This window comes from Streptomyces lancefieldiae, from assembly GCF_031845825.1.
Lineage (GTDB): Bacteria > Actinomycetota > Actinomycetes > Streptomycetales > Streptomycetaceae > Streptomyces > Streptomyces lancefieldiae.
The window spans coordinates 216,485-243,417 of record NZ_JAVRFH010000005.1 but is presented as its reverse complement, the minus strand read 5'-3'; the positions used below and the strand labels follow the sequence as shown (position 1 = coordinate 243,417).

3 protein-coding genes are annotated in these 26,933 nt (G+C 71.2%); all 3 read left to right on the top strand.

Annotated features, from left to right (window positions below; translation table 11 throughout):
• The first annotated feature begins 6 nt into the window (after positions 1-6).
• The gene (locus RM812_RS07350) at positions 7-5,046 is read left to right on the top strand and encodes a non-ribosomal peptide synthetase (protein ID WP_311571585.1); all 5,040 of its coding nucleotides are present in this window, start codon (positions 7-9) and stop codon (positions 5,044-5,046) included.
• Positions 5,043-25,394: a non-ribosomal peptide synthetase gene (locus tag RM812_RS07345; RefSeq protein WP_311571584.1), complete on the top strand. Its 20,352-nt coding sequence runs from the start codon at positions 5,043-5,045 to the stop codon at positions 25,392-25,394. The genes RM812_RS07350 and RM812_RS07345 overlap by 4 nt, the downstream gene beginning before the upstream one ends.
• A gap of 264 nt (positions 25,395-25,658) precedes the next feature.
• Positions 25,659-26,933: an MFS transporter gene (locus tag RM812_RS07340; protein WP_311571583.1), complete on the top strand. Its 1,275-nt coding sequence runs from the start codon at positions 25,659-25,661 to the stop codon at positions 26,931-26,933.

Here is a 26,933-nt window from a genome sequence, read left to right as displayed (position 1 = left end):
CCTCGCATGATCCCTGCACCACGGACGGAAGCTCCGGCCGAGACTGTGCTCGTCCCCGAGCTCGTCGCACGCCAGGCGGCGGGTACGCCCGAGGCCACCGCCGTCCTGGCGGACGGCGCGCGGATGTCCTACGGGGAGCTGGACCACAGGTCGGCCCGGCTCGCCGGCCGGCTTCGTGAACTGGGCGCAGGCCCCGAAGCGCCCGTCGGAATCCTCCTCGGCCGCGGCGGCGACCTCGTGGTCGCACTGCTCGCCGTGCTCCGGGCCGGCGCGCCCTATCTCGCGCTGGACGCCGGGGCCCCGCAGTCCCGGCTCGACGCCCTCGTGGCGGGCTCCGGAACCCGCCTGGTCCTGTGCGACCCGGCGACCGCGGAACGGGGCGCGGCCACCGGAGCCGACGTGGTCGGCCCCGCGGAAGCGGGCGAACCGGTCGGCGACTTCGGCGGCCCGGACCCGCAGGACGCCGCGTACATCCTGCACACCTCGGGGACCACCGGCACCCCCAAGGGCGTGGTCGTCCCCCACCAGGGCCTCGCCAACATGGTCACCGCCACCGCGGACCAGCTGCGCCTGACGGCCGCGGACCGGGTGCTGCACCGCACCCCCCTCGTCTTCGACGCCCACGTCTGGGAGATCTTCGCCCCGCTGGTCCGCGGAGCCGCCGTCGTGATGGCGCCCGACGCGGACCGCGACCCGGCGACCGTCCTGCGCACCATCGCCGAACAACAGGTCAGCGTGGTCCAGGCGGTTCCCACCATCTGGCGTCAGATGGTCCTGGAGGACGGCTGGCACCGGTGCACCGCGCTGCGTGCCCTGGTCTCCGGCGGCGAGCAGCTGCGATCCGAACTCGCGCAGCGGATGGCCGAGGCGAGCGGCGCGGAGGTGTGGAACGTCTACGGGCCCACCGAGTGCACCGTCAATGCCACCGCGTACCGCTTCACCCCGGGTGCGACCGCCGGCGCGGTCCCGATCGGCCGCCCGCTGCCGCGCACCCGTGTGCTCGTGGTGGACACGGCCGGCACCCCCGTCGGTGTCGGCGTCCCCGGCGAACTCCTCATCGGCGGCGTCCAGGTGGCCCGCGGATACCTCCACCGGCCCGGCCAGACCGCGGAGCGTTTCGTACCCGACCCGATCGCCCAGGACGGCAGCCGGCTCTACCGCACCGGCGACCAGGTGCGCTGGCGCCAGGACGGGCAGCTCGAATACCTGGGCCGGATCGACGAGCAGCTCAAGGTCAACGGAGTCCGCCTCGAACCCGTCGAGGTCGAGGCCGCCCTGCTCGCCCACCCCGCGGTCGCCGCCGCGGCGGTCGCCCCCTACACCGCCGCCGACGACACGCAGCAGCTCGCCGCCTACGTCGTCCGCACCCCCGGTGCGGGTCACGGCGAACCGCTCGACGCCCTGCTGCGCGGCCATCTGATCGACCGGCTGCCGAGCACGCATCTGCCCGCCCTCTTCGTGGAACTCGACGACCTCCCGCGCACCGCGGGCGGCAAGACCGACCGTCGCGCACTGCCGCACCCGCTCACCGCCCCCGCCGCCGGCCCGGCCACCGCCCCCCCCGGGGGCGACCGCACAGCGCCGAGCACCCCGGCACAGCTGCTCATCGCCGAGGCCTGGCGCGATCTGCTCCGGCCCACCGGAGAACTCGCGGCGCAGGACGACTTCTTCCGGCTCGGCGGCACCTCGCTGCAGCTCACCCGGCTCGTCACCCGGCTGCGGGCCGTCACCGGACGCGAGATCACCCTGCAGTCACTGCTCGGCGCGACCACCCTGGCCGGCCAGGCGGCACTGCTCGACGAGGCAACGGCCGCCACGCACGCGGCCATCGCGCGCGCGGACCGAAGCCGCGGCCTCCCCCTGTCGTACGAGCAGCGCCGACTGTGGTTCATGGACAAGCTGAACCCGGCGAGCCCCGAGTGGGTCGCCGGACTGCTCCTCAAGCTCCCCGCGGGGGCCACCAGGGAGCACGCCGAGACCGCGCTGAACGCTCTCGTCGCCCGGCACGAGGTACTGCGCACCGCGTACGCCGAAGAGGCGGGGGAACCGCTGCAGCACATCCTGCCCGCGCTGCGCATCGAGCTGCCCGAGACCGCGGCCGGCCGGGACGCTCTCCCCGGGCACCTGGTGGCGCTGCTCGGCCGGGGGTTCGCACTGGACGGCGGTCAACCGCTGCTGCGGGCCGAGCTGTTCGACCTCGGTGACGGGGTGCGGATCGTCGCGGTCGCCATGCACCACATCACGACGGACGGCTGGTCGACCGCCGTACTGGAACGGGAGTTCGCCGAGCTGGTCGGCGCCGCCGCGCGCGGCACCGAGCCGCTTCTGCCGCAGCTCGCGGTGCAGTACGCCGACTACGCCGTCTGGCAGCGGGAGCGGCTCACCGACGCGGCCGTCGCGGACGAGCTCGCGCACTGGCGGGAGACCCTCGACGGGCTGCGGCCGCTGGAACTCCCCACGGACCGGCCGCGACCCGCGGTGCGCGACGGCCGCGGATCGATCGTGCCCTTCACGGTGCCGGCCGGTACGGCACGGCGCCTCGACGAGCTGGCACGGCAGTCGGGGACGACGCGGTTCGCGGTCGTGCTCGCCGCCTTCGCCACGGTCCTCGGGCGGCACACCGGGCAGTGGGACATCCCCGTCGGCACCCCGGTGGCGGGGCGCGGACGGCCTGAACTCGACGGTGTCGTCGGGTTCTTCCTCAACAACGTGGTGCTGCGGTGCCGCCTCGACCCGTCGCAGGGCTTCGCCCAGGCGGTGGCCCGTGCCGGTGAGGTGGCGCAGGACGCCTTCGCGCACCAGGAGCTGCCCTTCGACCTGCTGGTGGACGCCCTGGTGCCGGACCGCGACCTGTCGCGTACACCGCTCTTCCAGGTGGCGGTGGACCTGCACGACGAGGACTTCAACGGGGCCGTCGACGAGGACTTCGAGACGATCCGGCAGCTGTGGCGGATCACGCACACGGATCTCACGCTGCTGCTGCGCCCGGACCGCGACGGCGGACTGACCGGAGGCCTCGAGTTCGCCACCTCGCTCTTCGACGAGGCGACGGCACAGCGGCTCGCGGACCACCTCGGCCGCCTGCTGACCGCGGCGGTGGACAGCCCGGCCACGGCGCTCGAGAACCTCGCCATGGTGCCGGCGCGGGAGCTGGAGCGGCTCACGGAGTGGGGCTCCGGGGGACAGCCGGTGGCCGGTGATGTGCCGGTGCCGGTGGTGTTCGCCGGGCGTGTGGCGTTGGTTCCGGATGCGGTCGCGGTCGAGGGTGCTGGTTTCTCGTTGTCGTTCGGTGAGCTGGACGCGGTGGCGAACCGGTGGGCCTCGTATCTGGGTTCGGTGGGTGTGGGCCGTGGTTCGGTGGTGGGTGTGCTGCTGGGGCGGGGGGTGGATCTGCATGCGGTGATGCTGGGTGTGTGGAAGGCGGGTGCGGCGTTCGTGCCGTTGGATCCGTCGTTCCCGTCGGCCCGGGTGGCCGGGATGCTCGCGGATGCCGGAGCCGGGGTGCTGGTGACGGAGCTGGCGTTTGCTCCTGAGGGGTTCGCGGGCCGGCTGGTGTCTGTGGACGATCCCGAGATCGTGGACGCGGTCGCGGCTGTCTCCGACGCGGCTCCTGAGGGGGTTCCGGATCCGGATGAGCTGGCGTATGTGATCTATACGTCGGGTTCGACGGGGCGTCCGAAGGGGGTGGCGGTCACGCATCGGGGTCTGGCCAATCATCTGGGCTGGGCGGTGCGGGATCTGCTGGGTGCTGGTGCTGGTGCTGGTGCTGGTGCTGGTGCTGGTGGTGGTGCGGTGTTCTCGTCGGTGGCGTTCGATCTGGTGGTGCCGAATGTGTGGGCGCCGTTGCTGGCGGGCCGGCGTGTGTATCTGCTGCCGCAGGATCTGGATCTCTCGGAGCTGGGCGGGCGTCTGGTGGAGGCGGGTCCGTTCGGTTTCCTGAAGCTGACTCCGGGTCATCTGGAGGTTTTGGGGCAGCAGCTGGATGACGAGGAGATCGCCGGCTTGGCGTCGGTGGTTGTGGTGGCGGGTGAGGCGCTTCAGGGGTCGCTGGCGTCGCGGTTCGCGCGGGTGCTGGGTGAGGGGCGTCTGGTCAATGAGTACGGGCCGACGGAGGCGTCGGTGGGTACGTGTGTGTATCCGGTGCCGGTGGATGCGGGGCCGGGTGTGGTGCCGATCGGTGTGCCGTTGCCGGGCATGGTGATGCGGGTGCTGGATTCCTCGTTCCGGCGGGTTCCGGTCGGTGCGGTGGGTGAGCTGTTCGTGTCGGGTGTGGGGGTGGCGCGGGGGTATCTGGGTCGTCCTGGGCTGACGGGTGAGCGGTTCGTGCCGGATCCGTATGGTGCGGCGGGGTCGCGGATGTATCGCACCGGGGACCTGGCGCGCTGGGTGGAGCCGGGTGTGGTGGAGTTCCTGGGCCGTACCGATCATCAGGTGAAGGTCCGTGGCTACCGGATCGAGACCGGGGAGATCGAAGCGGTCCTCCACGACCACACCCACATCGCCGAAGCGCTCGTCATTCCCCGCGGTGAGGGCTCCCAGGTGAGTCTCGCCGCCTACGTGGTGGCCCGGCCCGGAGCCGATGTGCTCGACACCGCCGGGCTGACGGCGTACTGCCGTGACCACCTGCCCGACTACATGATCCCGGGCAGCTTCACCCAGCTGCCGGCCCTGCCGCTCAACGCCAACGGCAAGATCGACCGGGCCCAGCTCCCCGACCCCGCCGCCCGGTCAGGACCACAGCAGGACGACGAGCCCATCAGCCCGGTGGCCGAGCTCGTCCAGGAGATCTGGCGAGAGGTCGGCGGTATCGAGGCCGGCCCCCGCGACAACTTCTTCCACTCCGGCGGCAATTCGATCCTCGCCATCCGGCTGATCGCCGCCATCCAGGACGAGTTCGGGGTCACCCTCTCCGTCCGTGCACTCTTCGAGGGCCCGACCGTCCTGGAGATGGCCCAGCAGATCGAGAACGAGATCCGCTCCGAGATCGACACCATGTCCGACGCCGAGGTGCTGTCGGGCTCCGAGACGAAGGAAGCCAGCGCATGATCCGCCAGGACGCCCAGACCGCCGAAGACTTGCGCAAGGAGCTCCTGCGTAAGCGCCTCGCCGGCCGTCGAGGCGGCGCCGCCGCCCGCCGGAACGGCATCCCGCGGGCCGACCGCTCGCAGCCGCTGGTGCTCAGCCACGGCCAGGAGCAGATGTGGTTCCTCAGCCGGCTCGAGCCGGACAGCACCGAGTACCTGGTGCCGCTGGTCCTGCGGATGCGCGGCACCCTGGACACCGAGGCACTGCGCCGGGCCTGGGAGCAGGTGTGCGCCCGGCACGAGGTGCTGCGCACCCGGTACGACATGACCGATGGCACGGCCGTGCAGATCGTCGACGAGCCGGGTCCCGTGGCCCTGCGTGTCGTCGAGGTCACCGACGTGCAGGCGGCCCAGGACGAACTGCACCGCGAGATGGCCTCGCCGTTCGACCTCGCCACCCAGTGGCCGGTACGCGGCACCCTGATGCGGCTGGCCGACGACGACCACGTGTTCGCCGTCGTCTTCCACCACATCGCCTGTGACGCCTGGTCCACCCGCCTCTTCGGCAGCGAGCTGAGCACCTGCTACACGGCACAGCTCACGGGCACCGCCCCGGACCTTGCCCAGCTGCCCGTGCAGTACGCCGACTTCGCCGCCTGGCAGCGCGCCGAGCAGCAGGGGCCGCGCGCGGCCGCGCAGCTGGCGTACTGGCGTGAAGAGCTCGCGGGCCTCGCCCCGCTGGAGCTGCCCACCGACCGTCCGCGGCCCGCGGTGCGCAGCTACGCCGGCGACGACGTTCTCTTCGACCTCGACCTGGACCTCGCCGAACTGGTCCGCGCCGCCGCCAAGGAGCACGGCACCACCGCGTTCGCCGTCCTGCTCGCCTCCTACCAGGCTTTCCTCGGCCGTTACGCGGGTACCCAGGACGTCGCCGTCGGCACCGTCGTATCGGGCCGTACCCACCCGGACCTGCAAGGCGTCTTCGGCTACGGCATCAACACCCTGGTGCTGCGCGGTGGCTGGCAGGACGACACGACGTTCGCGGAGCTGCTCGACGGCTGCCGGCAGAAGGTGCTCGCCGCCTTCGACCACCAGGACGTGCCCTTCGCCCGGTTGGTCGACGAACTGCAGCCGGAGCGCGACCAGTCCCGTACGCCGCTCTACCAGGCGGCCTTCACGCTGCACGAGTGGCGGCTCGACGCGTTCAGCATGCCCGGTCTGACGGCGGAGCCGTTCGGCGGCAGTGACGGGATGGCGAAGTGCGACCTCACCCTGCAGGTGCAGGAGCGGCCGGACGGCACCTTCCACGCCCGGCTGCAGTACGCCACGTCGCTCTTCGAGCGTGAGACCGCCGAGCGGATGGCGGCGCACTACGTCCGCCTGCTGCGGACGGCCCTGACCCGGCCCGGCACACGCATCGCGCGTGCGGAGCTGCTCAGTGAGGAGGAGCGGGCCGCGGTGGTCGCGGCGCCGCGTGAGCTGCCGCAGTCGCAGGCGCTGGCGCACGAGCTGTTCGAGGCGCGGGTGGCGGAGGCTCCGGATGCGGTGGCCGTGGTGGCCGGCGGTCAGGAGCTGTCGTACGGGCAGGTCAATGCGCGGGCGAATCGGCTGGCCCGGTATCTGCGGGCGTTGGGTGTCGGTGCGGAGGACCTGGTCGGCGTCCATCTGGAGCGTGGTGGGGAACTGGTTCCCGCTCTGCTCGGTGTGGTCAAGTCGGGGGCGGCGTATCTGCCGCTGGACCCGGCGAACCCGGCGGAGCGGCTCGGGTATGTGCTGTCCGATGCCGGGGCGCGGATCGTGGTGACGACCGGGGAGCTGGCCGCGGGTCTGGCGGAGGTCTATGACGGTGCTCTGGTGGTGCTCGACGATCCGGATGTCGCCGCCGCGCTGGAGGAGCTCGCGGCGGACGACCTCGCGTCGGTGGCGGGTCCGGATCATGCGGTCTACACGATCTACACGTCGGGTTCGACGGGGCGTCCGAAGGGTGCGGTGCTGACGCATCGCAATGTGGTGCGGTTGCTGGACGCCTGTCATGCGGACATGGCGTACACGGCGGACGACGTGTGGTCGATGATGCATTCGTACGCGTTCGACTTCTCGGTGTTCGAGATGTGGGGTGCTCTCGCCTTCGGTGGGCGGGTCGTCGTGGTGCCGAAGCACGTCGCGCAGTCGCCGGACGAGTTCCTTGATCTTCTGGTCGGGGAGCGGGTCACCGTTCTGAGTCAGACGCCGACGGCGTTCCGTTCTTTGGTCGCTGCGGCGGCTTCGGGGGACGAGCGGATCGACGCGCTCGGTCTGCGGGCCGTGGTCTTCGGCGGTGAGAAGCTGGAGGTGGCCGAACTCGCCCCCTGGACCGAGCGGGTCGGGCTCGACGACGTGGCCCTGATCAACATGTACGGCATCACCGAGACCACCGTCCACGTCACGTACTACGAGGTGCAGTCCGCCGATCTGCGGATGCCCGGGGTGAGCCCGGTGGGGCGTCCGCTGGGGGATCTGGCGGTGTATCTGCTGGATGCTCAGGGTCAGCCGGTGCCGGTGGGTGTGCCGGGTGAGATGTATGTCGCGGGTCCGGGTGTGGCGCGTGGCTACCTCGGCCGTCCCGCGTTGACGGCGGAGCGGTTCGTGCCGGATCCGTTCGGTGCGGCGGGCAGTCGTATGTACCGCAGTGGTGATGTGGCGCGTCGTCGTGCCGATGGTGGTCTTGAGGTTCTGGGCCGTATCGACGACCAGGTGAAGATCCGTGGTTTCCGGATCGAGCTGGGTGAGATCACCGCGGCGTTGCTGAAGGACGCCGCGGTGCGGCAGGCCGTCACCGTGGTGCGTGAGGACGCCCCGGGGGACAAGCGGCTGGTGGCGTACGTGGTGCCGGCCGAGGGTGCGGTGGTCGAGCCGCGTGCCCTGCGGGCGGCCCTCGCGCAGGACCTGCCGGACTACATGATCCCGGCGGCGTTCGTCGAGCTCGGGGCGATTCCGCTGACCACCAACGGCAAGCTCGACAAGAAGAACCTCCCCGCCCCCGAGGCCGGACAGCTGCGCAGCGCCGGCGAGTTCACCGCCCCGCGCACCCCGCTGGAGGCGCATGTCGCCGAGATCTGGCAGCAGGTGCTCGGCGTAGACAAGGTCGGCGTCCACGACAGCTTCTTCGAACTCGGCGGCGACTCGATGCGCGCCGTCGCCCTGGTCGGCGCCCTGCGTGACGCCGGCTACGAGGTCGCCGTCCGTGACGTGTTCGACCGTCGCACGGTGGCCCGGCTGAGTGAGCTGATGGGCGAGGCCCGCGGCGACCTCGTGCAGCGGCGCGTGGAGCCGTTCGAGCTGATCTCCGACGAAGACCGGGCGATGCTGCCCCTCGACGTCATCGACGCCTACCCGCTGGGCATGAACCAGCTGGGCATGGTCATCGAGATGCTCTCGGACAGTGAGCAGAACAACTACCACAACGTCTCCTCGTACCTGATCCACGATCCCGTCCCGTTCGACCGCGAGGCCTACGTCGAGGCGGCGCGGATCGTCGTCGCGCGGCACGAGATCCTGCGCACCTCCATCGAGCTGTCCGCCTACTCGCGTCCCCTGCAGCTCGTGCACGCCCACGCGGAGCTGAAGAACCTCGTCTTCGACCTCAGCGGTCTGGACCGGGACGCGGTACGTGCCGAGCTCGAGGCGTTCACCGTCGAGGAGCGCAAGAACGTCTTCGACATGTCCAAGCCGGGTCTGATGCGCTTCCACGCGCACCTGACCGACCACGGCGGCTGGTGGATCTCCGTCGTCGAGTGCCACCCGATCCTCGAGGGCTGGAGCTACCACTCGCTCCTGATGGAGTTCGTCACCACCTATCTCGCCGTACGGGACGGCTCCCTCACCGAACCCGAGGACACCCCGACGATCCGTTTCGCCGACGCCGTCGCCGCCGAACTCACCGCACTGGAATCGGTGGAGGACCGGACCTACTGGGAGAACGTGGTCACCGACCACGCCACCCTGCCCATGCCCGCCGGCTGGGGGGATCCGGACGCCGGCACCTTCGACCTGTACAAGTGCGGCTTCTCATGGCGGGACATCGAGCCCGGTCTGCGGGCGCTCGCGGCGGCCACCGACACGTCGATGAAGGCCGTCATGCTCGCCACCCACCTGAAGGTGATGAGCCAGCTCACCGACGAGGAGGCGTTCCACACCGGACTCGTCTGCGACACCAGGCCGGAGGCCGCCGGCGCCGACCGGGTGTACGGCATGTACCTCAACACGCTGCCGTTCCCCTACCGGCGCCAGGCGGCCACCTGGGGCGACCTGGTCAGGCAGGTCTTCGAGACCGAGGTCGACCTGTGGAGCCACCGGCGCTACCCGCTGCCCGCGGTGCTGCGCCAATGGGGCGGCACCGGCCGCCTGATGGACATCTACTTCAACTACCAGGACTTCCGGCAGCTCGACACCGACCTGGTCGACGCGATGTCCGGGATGGACGACAGCCCCACCGAGTTCCCGCTCACCGTGGCCTCCCGGGCCGGGCACGTCATCCTCACCGCCAACTGCCGCTGGATCTCGCAGGTGAACGCCGACCGGCTGGCCGGGATGTACCGGGCGGTCCTGGAGAGCATGGCGGCCGAGGGTGCCGCCGGCGACGCGCGGGCTTCGTACCTGCCGGAGGAGGAGCGGGCCGCGGTGGTCGCGGCGCCGCGTGAGCTGCCGCAGTCGCAGGCGCTGGCGCACGAGCTGTTCGAGGCGCGGGTGGCGGAGGCTCCGGATGCGGTGGCCGTGGTGGCCGGCGGTGCCGAGTTCACGTATGCGGAGGTCAATGCGCGGGCGAATCGGCTGGCCCGGTATCTGCGGGCGTTGGGTGTCGGTGCGGAGGACCTGGTCGGCGTCCACCTGGAGCGCGGCGCCGAACTGATCCCCACCCTGCTCGGTGTGCTCAAGTCGGGCGCCGGCTATCTGCCGCTCGACCCGGCCAACCCCACCGAGCGGCTCGGCTACGTGCTGTCCGACGCCAAGGCGCGGATCGTGGTCACCACCGGCGAGCTGGCCGCGGCCCTCACGGAGGTCTACGACGGCATCCTCATCGTTCTCGACGACCCGGGCACGGCCGCTGAGCTGGCACAGCTGCCCACGGAGAACCTGCCGCGGGCCGCCGATCCGGACAACGTCATCTACACGATCTACACCTCCGGCTCGACCGGGCGTCCCAAGGGCGTGGCGCTGACCCACCGCAACGTGGTCCGGCTCCTGGAGACCGCGCAGGAGCACTACGCCTTCGACGGCACCGACGTGTGGTCCATGGCCCACTCGTACGCCTTCGACGTCTCGGTGTTCGAGATGTGGGGCGCCCTGGCCCACGGCGGCCGGCTCGTCGTCGTGCCCCGGGCCGTCACCCGCTCCCCGGAGGAGTTCCTCGGCCTGCTGGTCGAGCAGCGTGTGACCGTTCTGAGCCAGACCCCGACGGCCTTCCGCTCCCTCGTCGCCCTGACCGCCGACGGCGACGCGCGGATCGACGCGCTGACGCTGCGCGCGGTGATCTTCGCGGGCGAGAAGCTGGAGGTCGGCGACCTCGAACCGTGGACGACCCGGATGGGCCTCGACGGTGTGGCGCTGGTGAACATGTACGGCATCACCGAGACCACCGTGCACACCACCTACCACCGGATCGATGCCGAGGACGTGGCCAATCCGCTGGTCAGCCGCGTCGGTTTCCCGCTGGGAGACCTGGCGGTGTATCTGCTGGATGCTCAGGGTCAGCCGGTGCCGGTGGGTGTGCCGGGTGAGATGTATGTCGCGGGTCCGGGTGTGGCGCGTGGCTACCTCGGCCGTCCCGCGTTGACGGCGGAGCGGTTCGTGCCGGATCCGTTCGGTGCGGCGGGCAGTCGTATGTACCGCAGTGGTGATGTGGCGCGTCGTCGTGCCGATGGTGGTCTTGAGGTTCTGGGCCGTATCGACGACCAGGTGAAGATCCGTGGTTTCCGGATCGAGCTGGGTGAGATCGCCGCGGCGTTGCTGAAGGAGGCCGCGGTGCGGCAGGCCGTCACCGTGGTGCGTGAGGACGCCCCGGGGGACAAGCGGCTGGTGGCGTACGTCGTGCCGGCCGAGGGTGCGGTGGTCGAGCCGCGTGCCCTGCGGGCGGCCCTCGCGCAGGACCTGCCGGACTACATGATCCCGGCGGCGTTCGTCGAACTCGGGGCGATTCCGCTGACCACCAACGGCAAGCTCGACAAGAAGAACCTCCCCGCCCCCGACGTCCAGTCCGTGGACGTCGATTCCTACGTGGCACCCCGCACCCCCGACGAGGAGCGCATGGCGGCCGTCTGGGCCGTGGCGCTCGGTCTGGAACGCGTGGGTGTCGAGGACGACTTCTTCCAGCTCGGCGGTGACTCGATCCGCGCCGTGGGCCTGGTCGGGGCGCTGCGCTCCGCCGGCTTCGAGGTCGGTGTGCTCGACGTCTTCTCGCACACCACCATCGCCGCGCTCTGCGCCTCGGCCACCGGCCGGGAGGTGCCGGACGCCGTCCGCCGGGTCGAGCCGTTCGAGCTGATATCCGACGCGGACCGGGCGATACTGCCCGCCGGTCTGGACGACGCCTACCCGCTCACCCAGGTGCAGACCGGCATGCTCGTGGAGACCCTCGCCTCGGGCGAGCGCGGCAACTACCACGACTTCGTGTCGTTCCTCGTCAACGACGACGCCCCGTTCGACCTCGAGTCGTTCACCGAGGCGGTACGGATCGTCGGCCGGCGCCACGACATCCTGCGCACCTCGGCCGACCTCACGACGTACAGCGTCCCGATGCAGCTCGTCCACCACGCCGTCGCCATTCCGGTCAGCTGCTGCGACGTGCGCGGCACCGACCCCGAGCAGCTGCAGGCCGACCTGAGGGCCTTCGCCGCCGCCGAGCGGGCCGACGTCTTCGACCTGGCCTCGTCCGACCCGCTGATCCGGATCACCGTCCATGTGCAGAGCGACAGCACCTGGCGGGTCTCGTTCACCAAGAACCACGCCCTCCTCGAGGGCTGGAGCTACCACGAGCTGCTCAAGGAACTCATCGCCGCCTTCCGCGACCTGCGCGACGGCCGCGAGCCCGCGTACGAGGCACTGCCGGTCAGGTTCGCCGACAGCGTCGCCGCGGAGCTCGACTCGCTGGCCTCGGACGAGGACCGCGGGTTCTGGCAGACGATGGTCGACAACCACACCCGGTTCACCCTCCCCGAGGGCTGGCACGGTGACCTCGACGCACCCGCCGAGCGGGTGGACGCCGGGTTCTCCTACCGCGACCTCGAGCCGCGGCTCAAGGCACTGGCGGCGGAGGCGGGCGTGCCGTTCAAGGCGGTCCTGCACGGCGCCCATCTGAAGGTGCTCAGCCAGCTCACCGACGCCGACGCCTTCCTCAGCGGCCTCGTCGGCCACACCCGGCCCGAGGTCGCGGGCTCCGACCGGCTGATGGGGATGTACATCACCACGCTGCCGCACGGACACACCCGCACCGCCTCGACGTGGGGCGAGCTGGTGCGCGAGGTCTTCGACCGCGAGGTGGAGGCCTGGCCGCACCGCTGCTACCCGCTGGCCGCCATCCAGTCCGGCGGCCGGCGCCTGATCGACGTCTTCTTCACCTATCTCGACTTCCACATCCTGGAAGAGGGCGAGATCGTCGACGAGGGCAACGGCATCAACAAGACCGCCACCGAGTTCGGCCTCGCGGTCAGCTCCATCGGTGGCTTCCTGGGGCTGCGCAGCGATACGCACCTGCTGTCGCAGGTGAACGCCGACCGGCTGGCCGGGATGTACCGGGCGGTCCTGGAGAGCATGGCGGCCGAGGGTGCCGCCGGCGACGCGCGGGCTTCGTACCTGCCGGAGGAGGAGCGGGCCGCGGTGGTCGCGGCGCCGCGTGAGCTGCCGCAGTCGCAGGCGCTGGCGCACGAGCTGTTCGAGGCGCGGGTGGCGGAGGCTCCGGATGCGGTGGCCGTGGTGGCCGGCGGTCAGGAGCTGTCGTACGGGCAGGTCAATGCGCGGGCGAACCGGCTGGCCCGGTATCTGCGGGCGTTGGGTGTCGGTGCGGAGGACCTGGTTGGTGTGCATCTGGAGCGTGGTGGGGAACTGGTTCCCGCTCTGCTCGGTGTGGTCAAGTCGGGGGCGGCGTATCTGCCGCTGGATCCGGCGAACCCGGCGGAGCGGCTCGGTTATGTGTTGTCCGATGCCGGGGCGCGGATCGTGGTGACGACCGGGGAGCTGGCCGCGGGTCTGGCGGAGGTCTATGACGGTGCTCTGGTGGTGCTCGACGCTCCGGATGTCGCCGCCGCGCTGGAGGAGCTCGCGGCGGACGACCTCGCGCCGGTGGCGGGTCCGGATCATGCGGTCTACACGATCTACACGTCGGGTTCGACGGGGCGTCCGAAGGGTGCGGTGCTGACGCATCGCAATGTGGTGCGGTTGCTGGACGCCTGTCATGCGGACATGGCGTACACGGCGGACGACGTGTGGTCGATGATGCATTCGTATGCGTTCGACTTCTCGGTGTTCGAGATGTGGGGTGCGCTCGCCTTCGGTGGGCGGGTCGTGGTGGTGCCGAAGCACGTCGCGCAGTCGCCGGACGAGTTCCTCGATCTTCTGGTCGGGGAGCGGGTCACCGTTCTGAGTCAGACGCCGACGGCGTTCCGTTCTTTGGTCGCTGCGGCGGCTTCGGGGGACGAGCGGATCGACGCGCTCGGTCTGCGGGCCGTGGTCTTCGGCGGTGAGAAGCTGGAGGTGGCCGAACTCGCCCCCTGGACCGAGCGGGTCGGGCTCGACGATGTGGCCCTGATCAACATGTACGGCATCACCGAGACGACGGTGCATGTGACCTACCACCCGGTGCGGCCGGAGGACCTGACACGGCCGGGCGTCAGCCCGGTGGGGCGTCCGCTGGGGGATCTGGCGGTGTATCTGCTGGATGCTCAGGGTCAGCCGGTGCCGGTGGGTGTGCCGGGTGAGATGTATGTCGCGGGTCCGGGTGTGGCGCGTGGTTATCTGGGGCGTCCGGGTCTGACGGCGGAGCGGTTCGTGCCGGATCCGTTCGGTGCGGCGGGCAGTCGTATGTACCGCAGTGGTGATGTGGCGCGTCGTCGTGCCGATGGTGGTCTTGAGGTTCTGGGCCGTATCGACGACCAGGTGAAGATCCGTGGTTTCCGGATCGAGCTGGGTGAGATCACCGCGGCGTTGCTGAAGGACGCCGCGGTGCGGCAGGCCGTCACCGTGGTGCGTGAGGACGCCCCGGGGGACAAGCGGCTGGTGGCGTACGTCGTGCCGGCCGAGGGTGCGGTGGTCGAGCCGCGTGCCCTGCGGGCGGCCCTCGCGCAGGACCTGCCGGACTACATGATCCCGGCGGCGTTCGTCGAGCTCGGGGCGATTCCGCTGACCACCAACGGCAAGCTCGACAAGAAGAACCTCCCCGCCCCCGACACCTCCGCGCTCGCCGCGGACGCCGGCTCACTTGCTCCGCGCAACCCGCTGGAGCAGCAGCTCTGCCTGGTCTGGGGCGAGGTGCTCGGCCTGGAGAGCGTCGGCATCGAGGACTCGTTCTTCGACCTCGGCGGCGACTCCATCCGCGCCGTCGCCCTCGTCGGCGCACTCCGGTCGGCCGGCCACGACATCACCGTGCGGGACGTCTTCGAACAGCGCAGCGTCGCCGCTCTCGCCGCCCTGATCGGCACCCGTGGCGCACCCGCCGCCGAGTACCGGCCCGTCCGGCCGTTCGAGCTGATCTCCGAGGAGGACCGGGCCCTGCTGCCCGCCGGCCTGGACGACGCCTACCCGCTCACCCAGGTGCAGACCGGCATGCTCTACGAGCTGCAGGCCGACTCCTCGGCGCACTACCACAGCACCGGCGGCTACAAGGTCCGCGACGACAAGCCGTTCGACGAGGAGGCGCTGCGCGCCGCGATCCGCGAGGTCACCGCACGCCACGAGGCGCTGCGTACGTCCTTCGACCTGTCCACGTGCTCGCTGCCGCTGCAGCTCGTCCACTCCCGAGTGGACGTACCGCTTCAGGTGCATGATCTGCGCGGCCTGGACGAGCAGGCGGTGGACCGGGCGATACACGCCCACGTCGACGCCGAGCAGGCGCGCCCGATCGACCCGGCCACGGCGCCGCAACTGCGTATGAGCGCGCATCTCGCCGACGACGGCTGGTGGCTGGGGCTCACGAGGTCCCACATGGTGACCGAGGGCTGGAGCCAGCACTCCACGCTGATGGAGCTGATCGGCTGCTACCGCGCCCTGCGTGACGGCCGCAGCCCCGCGGCGCACGTCCCGCCGCAGGTCCGCTTCGCGGACACGGTGGCGGCCGAACTCGCCGCGCTCGCCTCCACGGAGGACCGCGCCTACTGGGACGGCGTGGTGAACGGGCACACCCCGTTCGCCCTCCCGGACAGCTGGGCCGACGAGGCGGGTACGGCATCGGAGGCGTACAGCATCACAGTGCCGCTGGCCGACCTGGAGCAGCCGCTGCGGGCGCTGGCCGCCGAGGCGCGGGCATCGGCGAAGAGCGTACTGCTCGCCGGCCATCTGAAGGTGATGAGCCAGCTCACTCACGAAGAGGCCTTCCACACCGGCCTGGTGTGCGACACCCGGCTCGAAGTCCTCGGCGCGGACCGGGTACACGGCATGTTCCTCAACACGCTGCCGTTCGCCCACCGACGCATCGCCTCGACCTGGGGCGAACTGGTCAAGCAGGTCTTCGACACCGAGGTGGGGCTGTGGTCGCACCGGCGGTTCCCGCTGCCGGAGGTGCAGCGGCTCGCGGGCAGCGCGGACCGGCTGATCGACGTGATCTTCAACTACCAGGACTTCCACAACCTGGACGAGGAGCAGATCGATCTCGCCGCGGGCTTCGGCTCGGGCTCGAACGAGTTCGCCCTGACGGTCACCACGTCCGGTGGCGGTCTGACGCTGAAGACGCACACCTCGGTGCTCTCGCGGGTGCGGGGGGAACGTCTGGCGGGGATGTACCGGGCGGTGTTCGAGGCGATGGCGCTCGGTGGTGGGGGTGACGCGTCGGCGGTGTTCCTGCCGGAGTCGGACTCCGGGGTGCTGAGTGGCTGGGAGGCTGCCGGCGGGGGTGCTGTGGCCGGTGATGTGCCGGTGCCGGTGGTGTTCGCCGGGCGTGCGGCGCTGGTTCCGGATGCGGTCGCGGTCGAGGGTGCGGGTTTCTCGTTGTCGTTCGGTGAGCTGGACGCGGTGGCGAACCGGTGGGCCGCGTATCTGGGTTCGGTGGGTGTGGGTCGTGGTTCGGTGGTGGGTGTGCTGCTGGGGCGGGGGGTGGATCTGCATGCGGTGATGCTGGGTGTGTGGAAGGCGGGTGCGGCGTTCGTGCCGTTGGATCCGTCGTTCCCGCCGGCCCGGGTGGCCGGGATGCTCGCGGATGCCGGAGCCGCGGTGCTGGTCACGGAGCTGGCGCTTGCTCCTGAGGGGTTCGGGGGCCGGCTGGTGTCTGTGGACGATCCCGAGATCGTGGACGCGGTCGCGGCTGTCTCCGACGCGGCTCCTGAGAGGGTTCCGGATCCGGATGAGCTGGCGTATGTGATCTATACGTCGGGTTCGACGGGGCGTCCGAAGGGGGTGGCGGTCACGCATCGGGGTCTGGCCAATCATCTGGGCTGGGCGGTGCGGGATCTGCTGGGTGCTGGTGCTGGTGCTGGTGCTGGTGCTGGTGCTGGTGGTGGTGCGGTGTTCTCGTCGGTGGCGTTCGATCTGGTGGTGCCGAATGTGTGGGCGCCGTTGCTGGCGGGCCGGCGTGTGTATCTGCTGCCGCAGGATCTGGATCTCTCGGAGCTGGGCGGGCGTCTGGTGGAGGCGGGTCCGTTCGGTTTCCTGAAGCTGACTCCGGGTCATCTGGAGGTTTTGGGGCAGCAGCTGGATGACGAGGAGATCGCCGGCTTGGCGTCGGTGGTTGTGGTGGCGGGTGAGGCGCTTCAGGGGTCGCTGGCGTCGCGGTTCGCGCGGGTGCTGGGTGAGGGGCGTCTGGTCAATGAGTACGGGCCGACGGAGGCGTCGGTGGGTACGTGTGTGTATCCGGTGCCGGTGGATGCGGGGCCGGGTGTGGTGCCGATCGGTGTGCCGTTGCCGGGCATGGTGATGCGGGTGCTGGATTCTTCGTTCCGGCGGGTTCCGGTCGGTGCGGTGGGTGAGCTGTTCGTGTCGGGTGTGGGGGTGGCGCGGGGGTATCTGGGTCGTCCTGGGCTGACGGGTGAGCGGTTCGTGCCGGATCCGTATGGTGCGGCGGGGTCGCGGATGTATCGCACCGGGGACCTGGCGCGCTGGGTGGAGCCGGGTGTGGTGGAGTTCCTGGGCCGTACCGATCATCAGGTGAAGGTCCGTGGCTACCGGATCGAGACCGGGGAGATCGAAGCGGTCCTCCACGACCACACCCACATCGCCGAAGCACGGGTCCTCGTCCACGAGGACACCGACGGAGGCAAGCGCCTGGTGGCCTACCTGGTCGGCGCCGAGCAGGCCGATCCGGCCGAGCTGGCGGCGTACTGCGCCGAGCACCTGCCGTCGTACATGGTCCCCTCGGCCTATGTGCAGCTGCCGGCTCTCCCGCTCAACGCCAACGGCAAGCTGGACCGCGCCGCCCTGCCCGCCCCGGACGAGGACGCGTCCCGGACCGAGTACCTCGCCCCGGGCACCCCGGCCGAGCACGCCGTCGCCGAGGTCTGGCAGCGCGTGCTCGGCATCGAACGGGTCGGCACCGCCGACCGGTTCTTCGACCGCGGAGGCGACTCCATCCGTGCCGTCGGCGTCGTCGGCGCCCTGCGCGGCCGTGGCTACGACCTGTCCGTACGCGATGTCTTCGAGCAGCGCACCGTCGCCGCCCTCGCGGAGCTGATCGACAGCCGCACGCGGGTGTCCGGACAGACCGCGGCCACCGAGCCGTTCGCGCTGATCAGCGCCGCCGACCGGTCCCTGGTGCCGTCCGGTGCCGCCGACGCCTACCCGCTGGGCCAGGTCCAGCTGGGCATGGTCGCCGAGCTGATGTCGGGCAGCGGCCGGAACAGCTACCACACGGTGATCTCCAAGCGGATCAAGGACGACCGCCCCTTCGACGAGGCGGCACTGCGCTCCGCCGTCCGGGCGGTCACCGACCGGCACGACTCGCTGCGCACCTCGGTGCACGTGACGGGATACTCCGTTCCCCTGCAGGTGGTGCACCGCACCGCCGAGGTGCCCGTGGCGGTGTACGACTACCGCGGCATCGACGTCGTCGAGGGAGAGAAGGAGCTCACCGCCCGGGTGGACGAGGAGCGTGCCGCGCTCTTCGACCTGCGGACCGCCCCGCTGCTGCGGGTCGCCGTCTATCTGGAGAGCGACGGCGCCTGGTGGCTGACCCTCACCACCTCGCACGTGATCATCGACGGCTGGAGCACCCACACGCTGGACATGGAGCTGGTGCACACCTACCGGGAGATCCGCGACACGGGTGCGCCCGCCACCAGCACCGCGCCGCCCGTTCGCTACGCCGATGTCATCGCGGGCGAACTGGAGTCGCTGGACAGCTCCGCCGACCGCGTGTTCTGGCAGGACGTCGTCACCGGCCGGCCGCGGCTGCTGCCCCCCGCCTCCTGGGCCGGGGACGGCGTGCCGGAGAGCTACGGCGTGGACGTGCGGGTCGCCGACCTCGCCCCGGTGCTGCGCACCCGCGCGGCGGAGGCGGACGTGCCGTTCAAGACGCTGATGCTCGCCGCCCACCTGGAGGTGATGAGCCGGCTCGGTGGCGAGGACGCCTTCCACACCGGAGTGGTCTTCCACACCAGGCCGGAACTGACCGGCGCCGAACAGGTGGTCGGCATGCACCTCAACACCCTGCCGTTCCCGCACGAGCGCGGCGCCCGCACCTGGCGCGAGCTGCTCACCCGGGTCTTCGGCCGGGAGACCGAGGTCTGGGCGCACCGCCGCTATCCGCTGCCCGCGATCCAGCGGCAGCTCGGCACGGGTGAACGACTGGTCGACGTGTTCTTCAACTACATCGACTTCCACCAGGTCGACGCCGACCTGATCGACACCGGTACGGGTGTCAGCCAGGCACCCAACGAGTTCGGCCTCGCCGTGCACGCCTACGGCGACCAGAAGATCGGCATCCGTACGGGCACGGGTCTGGTGGCCCGGGACCGCGGGGACGAACTCGCGGTGCTGTACCGCGAGGTGCTCGAGGCCATCGCGGCAGGGCTCGACGGCGACACCAACGGCCGAGTCGTCAACGGCCGATCCAACGACGACACCGAGTCGCGGAACACCGAGGGGCCGGCCGCCGGCACCTCGGAGGAGCGGCACCTGCCTGAGGAGACGGGCTTGACAGCACACGAGTTGTTCGAGGCGCGGGTGGCGGAGACACCGGACGCCGTCGCGGTGACCGCCGGCGGCCAGGAGCTGTCGTACGCGCAGGTCAACGCCCAGGCCAACCGGCTCGCCCGGCACCTGCGGGCGCTCGGTGCGGGGGCGGAGGACCTGGTCGGCGTCCACCTGGAGCGCGGCGCCGAACTGATCCCCACCCTGCTCGGCGTACTCAAGTCGGGAGCGGCGTACCTGCCCCTCGACCCGGCGAACCCCGCCGAGCGCCTCGGCTACGTCCTGTCCGACGCCCGGGCGGACATCGTGGTGACCACGAGCGAGCTGGCGGCGGGCATCTCCGAGGTGTACGACGGGACGCTGATCGTCCTGGACGACCCGGAGACCGCCACCGAACTGGCCGGGTGGGCCGCGGACGACCTGCCGAAGCTCTCGGGACCGGACAACCTGATCTACACGATCTACACGTCGGGTTCGACCGGCCGCCCCAAGGGAGTGGCGCTGACCCACCGCAACGTGGTGCGGCTCCTGGAGACCGCGCAGGAGCACTACGCCTTCGACGAGACGGACGTCTGGTCGATGGCCCACTCCTACGCGTTCGACGTCTCGGTGTTCGAGATGTGGGGTGCCCTGGCCCATGGCGGCCGCGTGGTGGTCGTGCCGCACGCGGTGACCCGTTCCCCGGAGGACTTCCTCGATCTGCTGGTCGAGGAAGAGGTGACCGTTCTCAGCCAGACCCCCACCGCCTTCCGCTCGCTGGTGACGGCGGTGGCCGAGGGAGACCGGCGGGTCAAGTACCTCTTCCTCCGCGCGGTGATCTTCGCCGGGGAGAAGCTGGAGACGGCCGAGCTCAAGCCGTGGGTCGACCGGGTGGGTCTGGGCCGGATCTCGCTGGTGAACATGTACGGCATCACCGAGACCACCGTCCACACCACCTACCACCGCCTGACCAAGCGGGACTTCACGCCCGAGGCCGGAAACCCGATCGGCCGCCCGCTGGCCGACCTCACGGTGCACCTCCTCGACCCGGAAGGCCGTCCCGTGCCGGACGGAACCGAGGGTGAGATACATGTCGCGGGTCCGGGTGTGGCCCGTGGCTACCTCGGCCGTCCCGCGTTGACGGCGGAGCGCTTCGTGCCCGACCCGTACGGTCCGGCCGGCAGTCGCATGTACCGCAGTGGCGACCTGGCCCGCAGGCGCCCGGACGGTGGGCTCGACTTCCTCGGCCGTATCGACGACCAGGTGAAGATCCGTGGTTTCCGGATCGAGCTGGGTGAGATCACCGCGGCGCTCTCGAAGGAGGCCGCGGTGCGGCAGGCCGTCACCGTGGTGCGTGAGGACGCCCCGGGGGACAAGCGGCTGGTGGCGTACGTCGTGCCGGCCGAGGGTGCGGTGGTCGAGCCGCGTGCCCTGCGGGCGGCGCTCGCGCAGGACCTGCCGGACTACATGATCCCGGCGGCGTTCGTCGAGCTCGGGGCGATTCCGCTGACCACCAACGGCAAGCTCGACAAGAAGAACCTCCCCGCCCCCGAGGCCGGACAGCTGCGCAGCGCCGGCGAGTTCACCGCCCCGCGCACCCCGCTGGAGGCGCATGTCGCCGAGATCTGGCAGCAGGTGCTCGGCGTAGACAAGGTCGGCGTCCACGACAGCTTCTACGAGCTCGGCGGCGACTCCATCCGCGCGGTCATCCTGGTCGGCACCCTGCGCGACGCCGGCTACCGGACCGAGGTCCGTGACCTCATGGAGCACCCCGTCCTCGAACGCCTCTGCGGTCTGATCGCCGCACGCGAGGGTGGCGACTCCGCCCCCCGCCGTCGTGCCGAACCGTTCGCCCTGATCCCGGAGGCGGACCGGGCGCTGCTCCCTGAGGGCCTCGACGACGCGTACCCGCTGACCCAGAGCCAGCTGGGCATGCAGATCGAGATGCTGTCCGACCCCGAGAACCCGGCCTACCACATGGTGAGCAGCCTGCGGATCCGCGACCAGCGGGCGTTCGACCCGCGGCTCTTCCAGGAGGCGGTGGACACCCTCGTGGCCCGGCACGACGTGCTGCGCACCGGGATCAGCCTCAACCGCTGCTCCGTACCCCTGCAGCTGGTGCACAGCACGGTGCGCACCGAGGTCAAGGTCGTGGACCTGACAGCGCTCAGCGACGAAGGGGCCGAGGCGGCGGTCAGGGAGTACGCGGACCGGCTGTCCCACGCGCCGCTCGACCCCGAGTCCGTGCCGCTGGTGCGGTTCACCGTGCATCTGTGCGCGGGCGGCAGCTGGCAGCTCACCGTGGTCAACTCCCATGTGATCCTGGACGGCTGGAGCACACGGCAGTTGTTCACCGAGCTGTTCCAGACCTACCACGGACTGCTCGCGGGCGAAGCCCCCGCGTACGAGCGGCCGGCCCTGCGGTTCGCCGACACGGTCGCCGCGGAGCTCGCGGCCCTGGAGTCGGCCGGGGAACGGGACTACTGGCGGACGCTGGTGACCGGTACGGAACGGTTCACCGTCCCGGCCGGCTGGGGGTCCGAACAGGAGGAGGACGGCGGGCTGTACGTCCTGAGCGTGCCGTACGCCGATCTGGAGACCGAACTGCGCCGGCTGGCCGTGCAGTCCGGGGCACCGTTCAAGAGCGTGCTGCTCGCCGCGCACCTCAAGGTGCTCAGCCAGCTCACCCCGGAAGAGGCGTTCCTCTCGGGTCTCACCCACCACGTACGCCCCGAGGCGCCCGGTGCGGACCGGATCGCGGGCATGTTCCTCAACGTGCTGCCGATCCCGCACCACCGGACGGCCCGCACCTGGCGGGACCTGGTCGCGCAGACCTTCGCCACCGAGCGGACCACCTGGACCCACCGGCACTTCCCGATGCCGGTGATCGAAGGGGAGTACGCCGGTGGCGGCCGGCTCATCGAGGCGTACTTCAGCTTCCACGACTTCGAGGGGGCCGAGGAGGCGGCAGGCGGAGCCATGGTCGACTCCACCGCGGCCCTCGGGTCGAGCACCAACGAGTTCGGCCTGGCCGTGTCGACGGCCCCCGGACGACTGCAACTGCGGTGCTCACCGCGGCTGGTGTCGCGGGTGCGGGGGGAGCGTTTGGCTGGGATGTACCGGGCGGTGTTCGAGGCGATGGCGCTCGGTGGTGGGGGTGACGCGTCGGCGGTGTTCCTGCCGGAGTCGGACTCCCGGGTGCTGAGTGGCTGGGAGGCTGCCGGCGGGGGTGCTGTGGCCGGTGACGTGCCGGTGCCGGTGGTGTTCGCCGGGCGTGCGGCGCTGGTTCCGGATGCGGTCGCGGTCGAGGGTGCGGGTTTCTCGTTGTCGTTCGGTGAGCTGGACGCGGTGGCGAACCGGTGGGCCGGGTATCTGGGTTCGGTGGGTGTGGGTCGTGGTTCGGTGGTGGGTGTGCTGCTGGGGCGGGGGGTGGATCTGCATGCGGTGATGCTGGGTGTGTGGAAGGCGGGTGCGGCGTTCGTGCCGTTGGATCCGTCGTTCCCGCCGGCCCGGGTGGCCGGGATGCTCGCCGATGCCGGTGCCGCGGTGCTGGTGACGGAGCTGGCGCTTGCTCCTGAGGGGTTCGCGGGCCGGCTGGTGTGTGTGGACGATCCCGAGATCGTGGACGCGGTCGCGGCTGTCTCCGACGCGGCTCCTGAGAGGGTTCCGGATCCGGATGAGCTGGCGTATGTGATCTATACGTCGGGTTCGACGGGGCGTCCGAAGGGGGTGGCGGTCACGCACCGGGGTCTGGCCAATCATCTGGGCTGGGCGGTGCGGGATCTGGTGGGTGCTGGTGCCGGTGGTGGTGCCGGTGGTGGTGCTGGTGCTGGTGGTGGTGCGGTGTTCTCGTCGGTGGCGTTCGATCTGGTGGTGCCGAATGTGTGGGCGCCGTTGCTGGCGGGCCGGCGTGTGTATCTGCTGCCGCAGGATCTGGATCTCTCGGAGCTGGGCGGGCGTCTGGTGGAGGCGGGTCCGTTCGGTTTCCTGAAGCTGACTCCGGGTCATCTGGAGGTGCTGGGGCAGCAGTTGTCCGATGAGGAGATCGCCGGCTTGGCGTCGGTGGTTGTGGTGGCGGGTGAGGCGCTTCAGGGGTCGCTGGCGTCGCGGTTCGCGCGGGTGCTGGGTGAGGGGCGTCTGGTCAATGAGTACGGGCCGACAGAGGCGTCGGTGGGTACGTGTGTGTATCCGGTGCCGGTGGATGCGGGGCCGGGTGTGGTGCCGATCGGTGTGCCGTTGCCGGGCATGGTGATGCGGGTGCTGGATTCCTCGTTCCGGCGGGTTCCGGTCGGTGCGGTGGGTGAGCTGTTCGTGTCGGGTGTGGGGGTGGCGCGGGGGTATCTGGGTCGTCCTGGGCTGACGGGTGAGCGGTTCGTGCCGGATCCGTATGGTGCGGCGGGGTCGCGGATGTATCGCACCGGGGACCTGGCGCGCTGGGTGGAGCCGGGTGTGGTGGAGTTCCTGGGCCGTACCGATCACCAGGTGAAGGTCCGTGGCTACCGGATCGAGACCGGGGAGATCGAAGCGGTCCTCCACGACCACACCCACATCGCCGAAGCGCTCGTCATCGGCTACGAGCCGACCCCGGGGGACGGCAGGCTCGCCGCCTACGTGGTGGCCCGGCCCGGAGCCGATGTGCTCGACACCGCCGGGCTGACGGCGTACTGCCGTGACCACCTGCCCGACTACATGATCCCGGGCAGCTTCACCCAGCTGCCGGCCCTGCCGCTCAACGCCAACGGCAAGATCGACCGGGCCCAGCTCCCCGACCCGGCCCAGGCGGTGGGACAGCGCGCCCACACCGCGCCGGAGAGTGAGACCGAGCAGCGGCTCGCGGCGATCTGGGCGGACGTGCTCGGTGTGGAGCAGGTCGGCCGGGAGGACGGGTTCTTCAGCCTCGGCGGACACTCGATCCAGGTGATCAAGGTGATCGCCGCCTCCCAGCGGGAGAAGCTGCCGCTGTCGCTGTTCATGCTCTACCAGCACGAGACGCTCGCCGAGGTGGCCGCGGCCGTGGACGCCGCGGCGGCCGAACCGGCACCGCCCGCCTCCGCGCCCGGCCGGGCACGTGTGCCCGCGGGCAGCGAACTGGCCGCGCTGCTCGACGACTACGCCGTGCCGGGTGCCTCCGTCGCCGTACTCGAAGGCGGCGACCTGGTGGCGGTGGAGACCGCCGGCCAGGACGGTCAGGGGCGCCTGGTCGGCCCGCGGACGAGGTTCCAGGCAGGCTCGATCAGCAAGCACATAGCGGCACTTGGCGCGATGCGGCTGGTCGAGGAGGGGGTGCTGCGGCTCGACGAGGACGTGAACCGCTACCTCACCGGTTGGCAGGTGCCGGGTGTCCCCGGCGACACCCCCGTCACCCTGCGGCATCTCCTGGGCCACCGCTCGGGCCTCACCCCGACCCCGGGCCACGGCGTCGTGCCGGGCGGCCACGTGCCCTCGCTGCTCGACCTTCTGACCGGCAGGGCCGATCAGGAGGTGGCCCCCGTGTCCCGCGGGGTGGAACCCGGCACCGGGTTCCGCAAGGCCAACGTGCACTACGTCGTCCTGCAGAAGGTGATGGAGGACGTCACCGGTGAGTCGTTCGACGAGCTGATGCGGCAGTTGGTCCTGCTCCCGGTCGGCATGAACGACAGCAGCTTCGCCGTCGACTACCCGGAGCGGTCCGGCGTCCTCGCGGCGTACGGACACGACGCCCACGGACGGCCGATCGAAGGCGGTCGGCGGATCAGGCCCGACGCCGCGGCGGCCGGGCTGTGGACGACGGCGTCCGACCTCGCCCGGGCGGCGCTGGAGCTGCGGCGCTCCGCGCTCGGCAGACCGCTCGGCTTGCTGGGCAAGGAGACCGCCGAGCTGATGCTGACGCCGGCCACCGACAGCCTCTACGGCCTCGGCACCGTCGTCGACGTGCTGGGGTCCGACACCGAGTTCGGCCACGGCGGCACCCCCGTCGGTTACTACGGCGCGTCCGTGCTGCGCCTCGGTACCGGTCGTGGCCTGGTGGTGCTCACCAACGGTGAATCCGGTGAGCACGTGGCCAAGGCGGTCGCGGCCCGGCTGCGCAACGGGGCGGGCGACCCCCACTGACCCGGCGCAGCCCGACGACCGCCACCGCCCGGTGACCCCGGGCACGCCGGGACGGCCCGGCCGACTGCGACCCAGTCGGCCGGGCCGTCCCGGGTCCCGGCGCCCGTGCGCCGCACGCCGACCGCCCGTGCGCGGCACACCCATCACCCGTGACCCGCACACCCCCGTGTCCCGTACGCCGACCCCCCGTGCCCCGCAGGCCGACCACTCGCCCGGCAACCCGCGAGCGGGCCGGCCGCCTCTTCCCAGACACCGGAAGCACCCATGACATCGACCGGCACCGTTCCCCCCGAGTCCTCCGTCCTCCCTCCGCTGCGCCGCAACCGCGACTTCCGGCGGCTGTGGCTCGGCGCCGGCGCCGCCCTGCTCGGCAACCGCGCCGCCGTGACCGCGTATCCGCTCCTCTACCTCTGGGCCGGCGGGAGTCCGGCCGAGGCCGGGATGGTGGGCTTCGCCTCCCTGCTGCCCCAGCTCCTCGTCCTGCTGCCGGCGGGCGCCCTGGTCGACCGCCTCGATCGCCGCCGGGTGCTCATCACCTGCAGCCTTACCGGACTCACCGCCATGACCACCCTGGTCGCCGCGCTCCTCACCGGCCGGCTGTGGCTGTCCCACGTGATGGCCGTCGCCTTCGTCCAGGGCGCCGCGGGCATCCTGCACCGGCTCGCCGAGCGGGCCGCCGTACGGCATGTCGTCCCCGCCGACCAGCTCCGTACCGCCCTGTCGCAGAGCGAGGCCCGCGGCCACGGCGCGGGACTCCTCGGACAGCCCATGGGCGCGGCGCTGTTCAGCGCGGCGCGCTGGCTGCCCTTCTGCGCTGCCGCCCTCGGCCATCTGATCGCCCTGTCGACGGTGTTCGGGCTCCGGGCCGATCTGCAGGACAAGGCGCGCCCACAGCCCCACTCCCTGCGCCGGGAGATACGCGAAGGCCTGGTGTGGGTGTGGCGGCAACGCTTCATGAGAGCCGCCATCGCCCTGGTCGGCGGCAGCAACCTCGCCTTCCAGCTGATCACTCTGGCCATGGTGCTGATCGTCAAGGAGAACGGGCACAGCGCCGCCATGGTCGGTGTCCTGGGCGTCCTCGGCGGCCTGGGCGGTCTGACCGGCGCCCTCGCGGCCCCCTGGATCAACCGCCGTCTTCCCGTGCAGGGGATCCTCATCGGGGCGCTCGCCCTGTGGTCCGCCCTGATGGCCGCCGTCGCCGTGGCCGACCATCCCGTCCAACTCGGCGCCCTGATGGCCGGAATGAGCGGTACCGGCGCGTTGCTCAACGTCGCCGCCGGCAGCTACCAGGTACTGGTCACCCCGGATGCCATGCAGGGCCGGGCCACCAGTGTCTTCACCCTCATCGGCTCCGGCCTCAACTCCCTCGGCGCGCTCCTGGGCGGCTTCCTGCTGCACGCCCTCGGCAGCACCACCGCCGTCCTCGTCGCCGCGGCCGCCATGGCGCTGCTCGCGCTCACGGCGCTTGCGTCCCCCGTCGTCCGGCGGGGCGGAGCCGACCGCACGAACGGCGCAGAACAGCGGATATCGATCCGATAG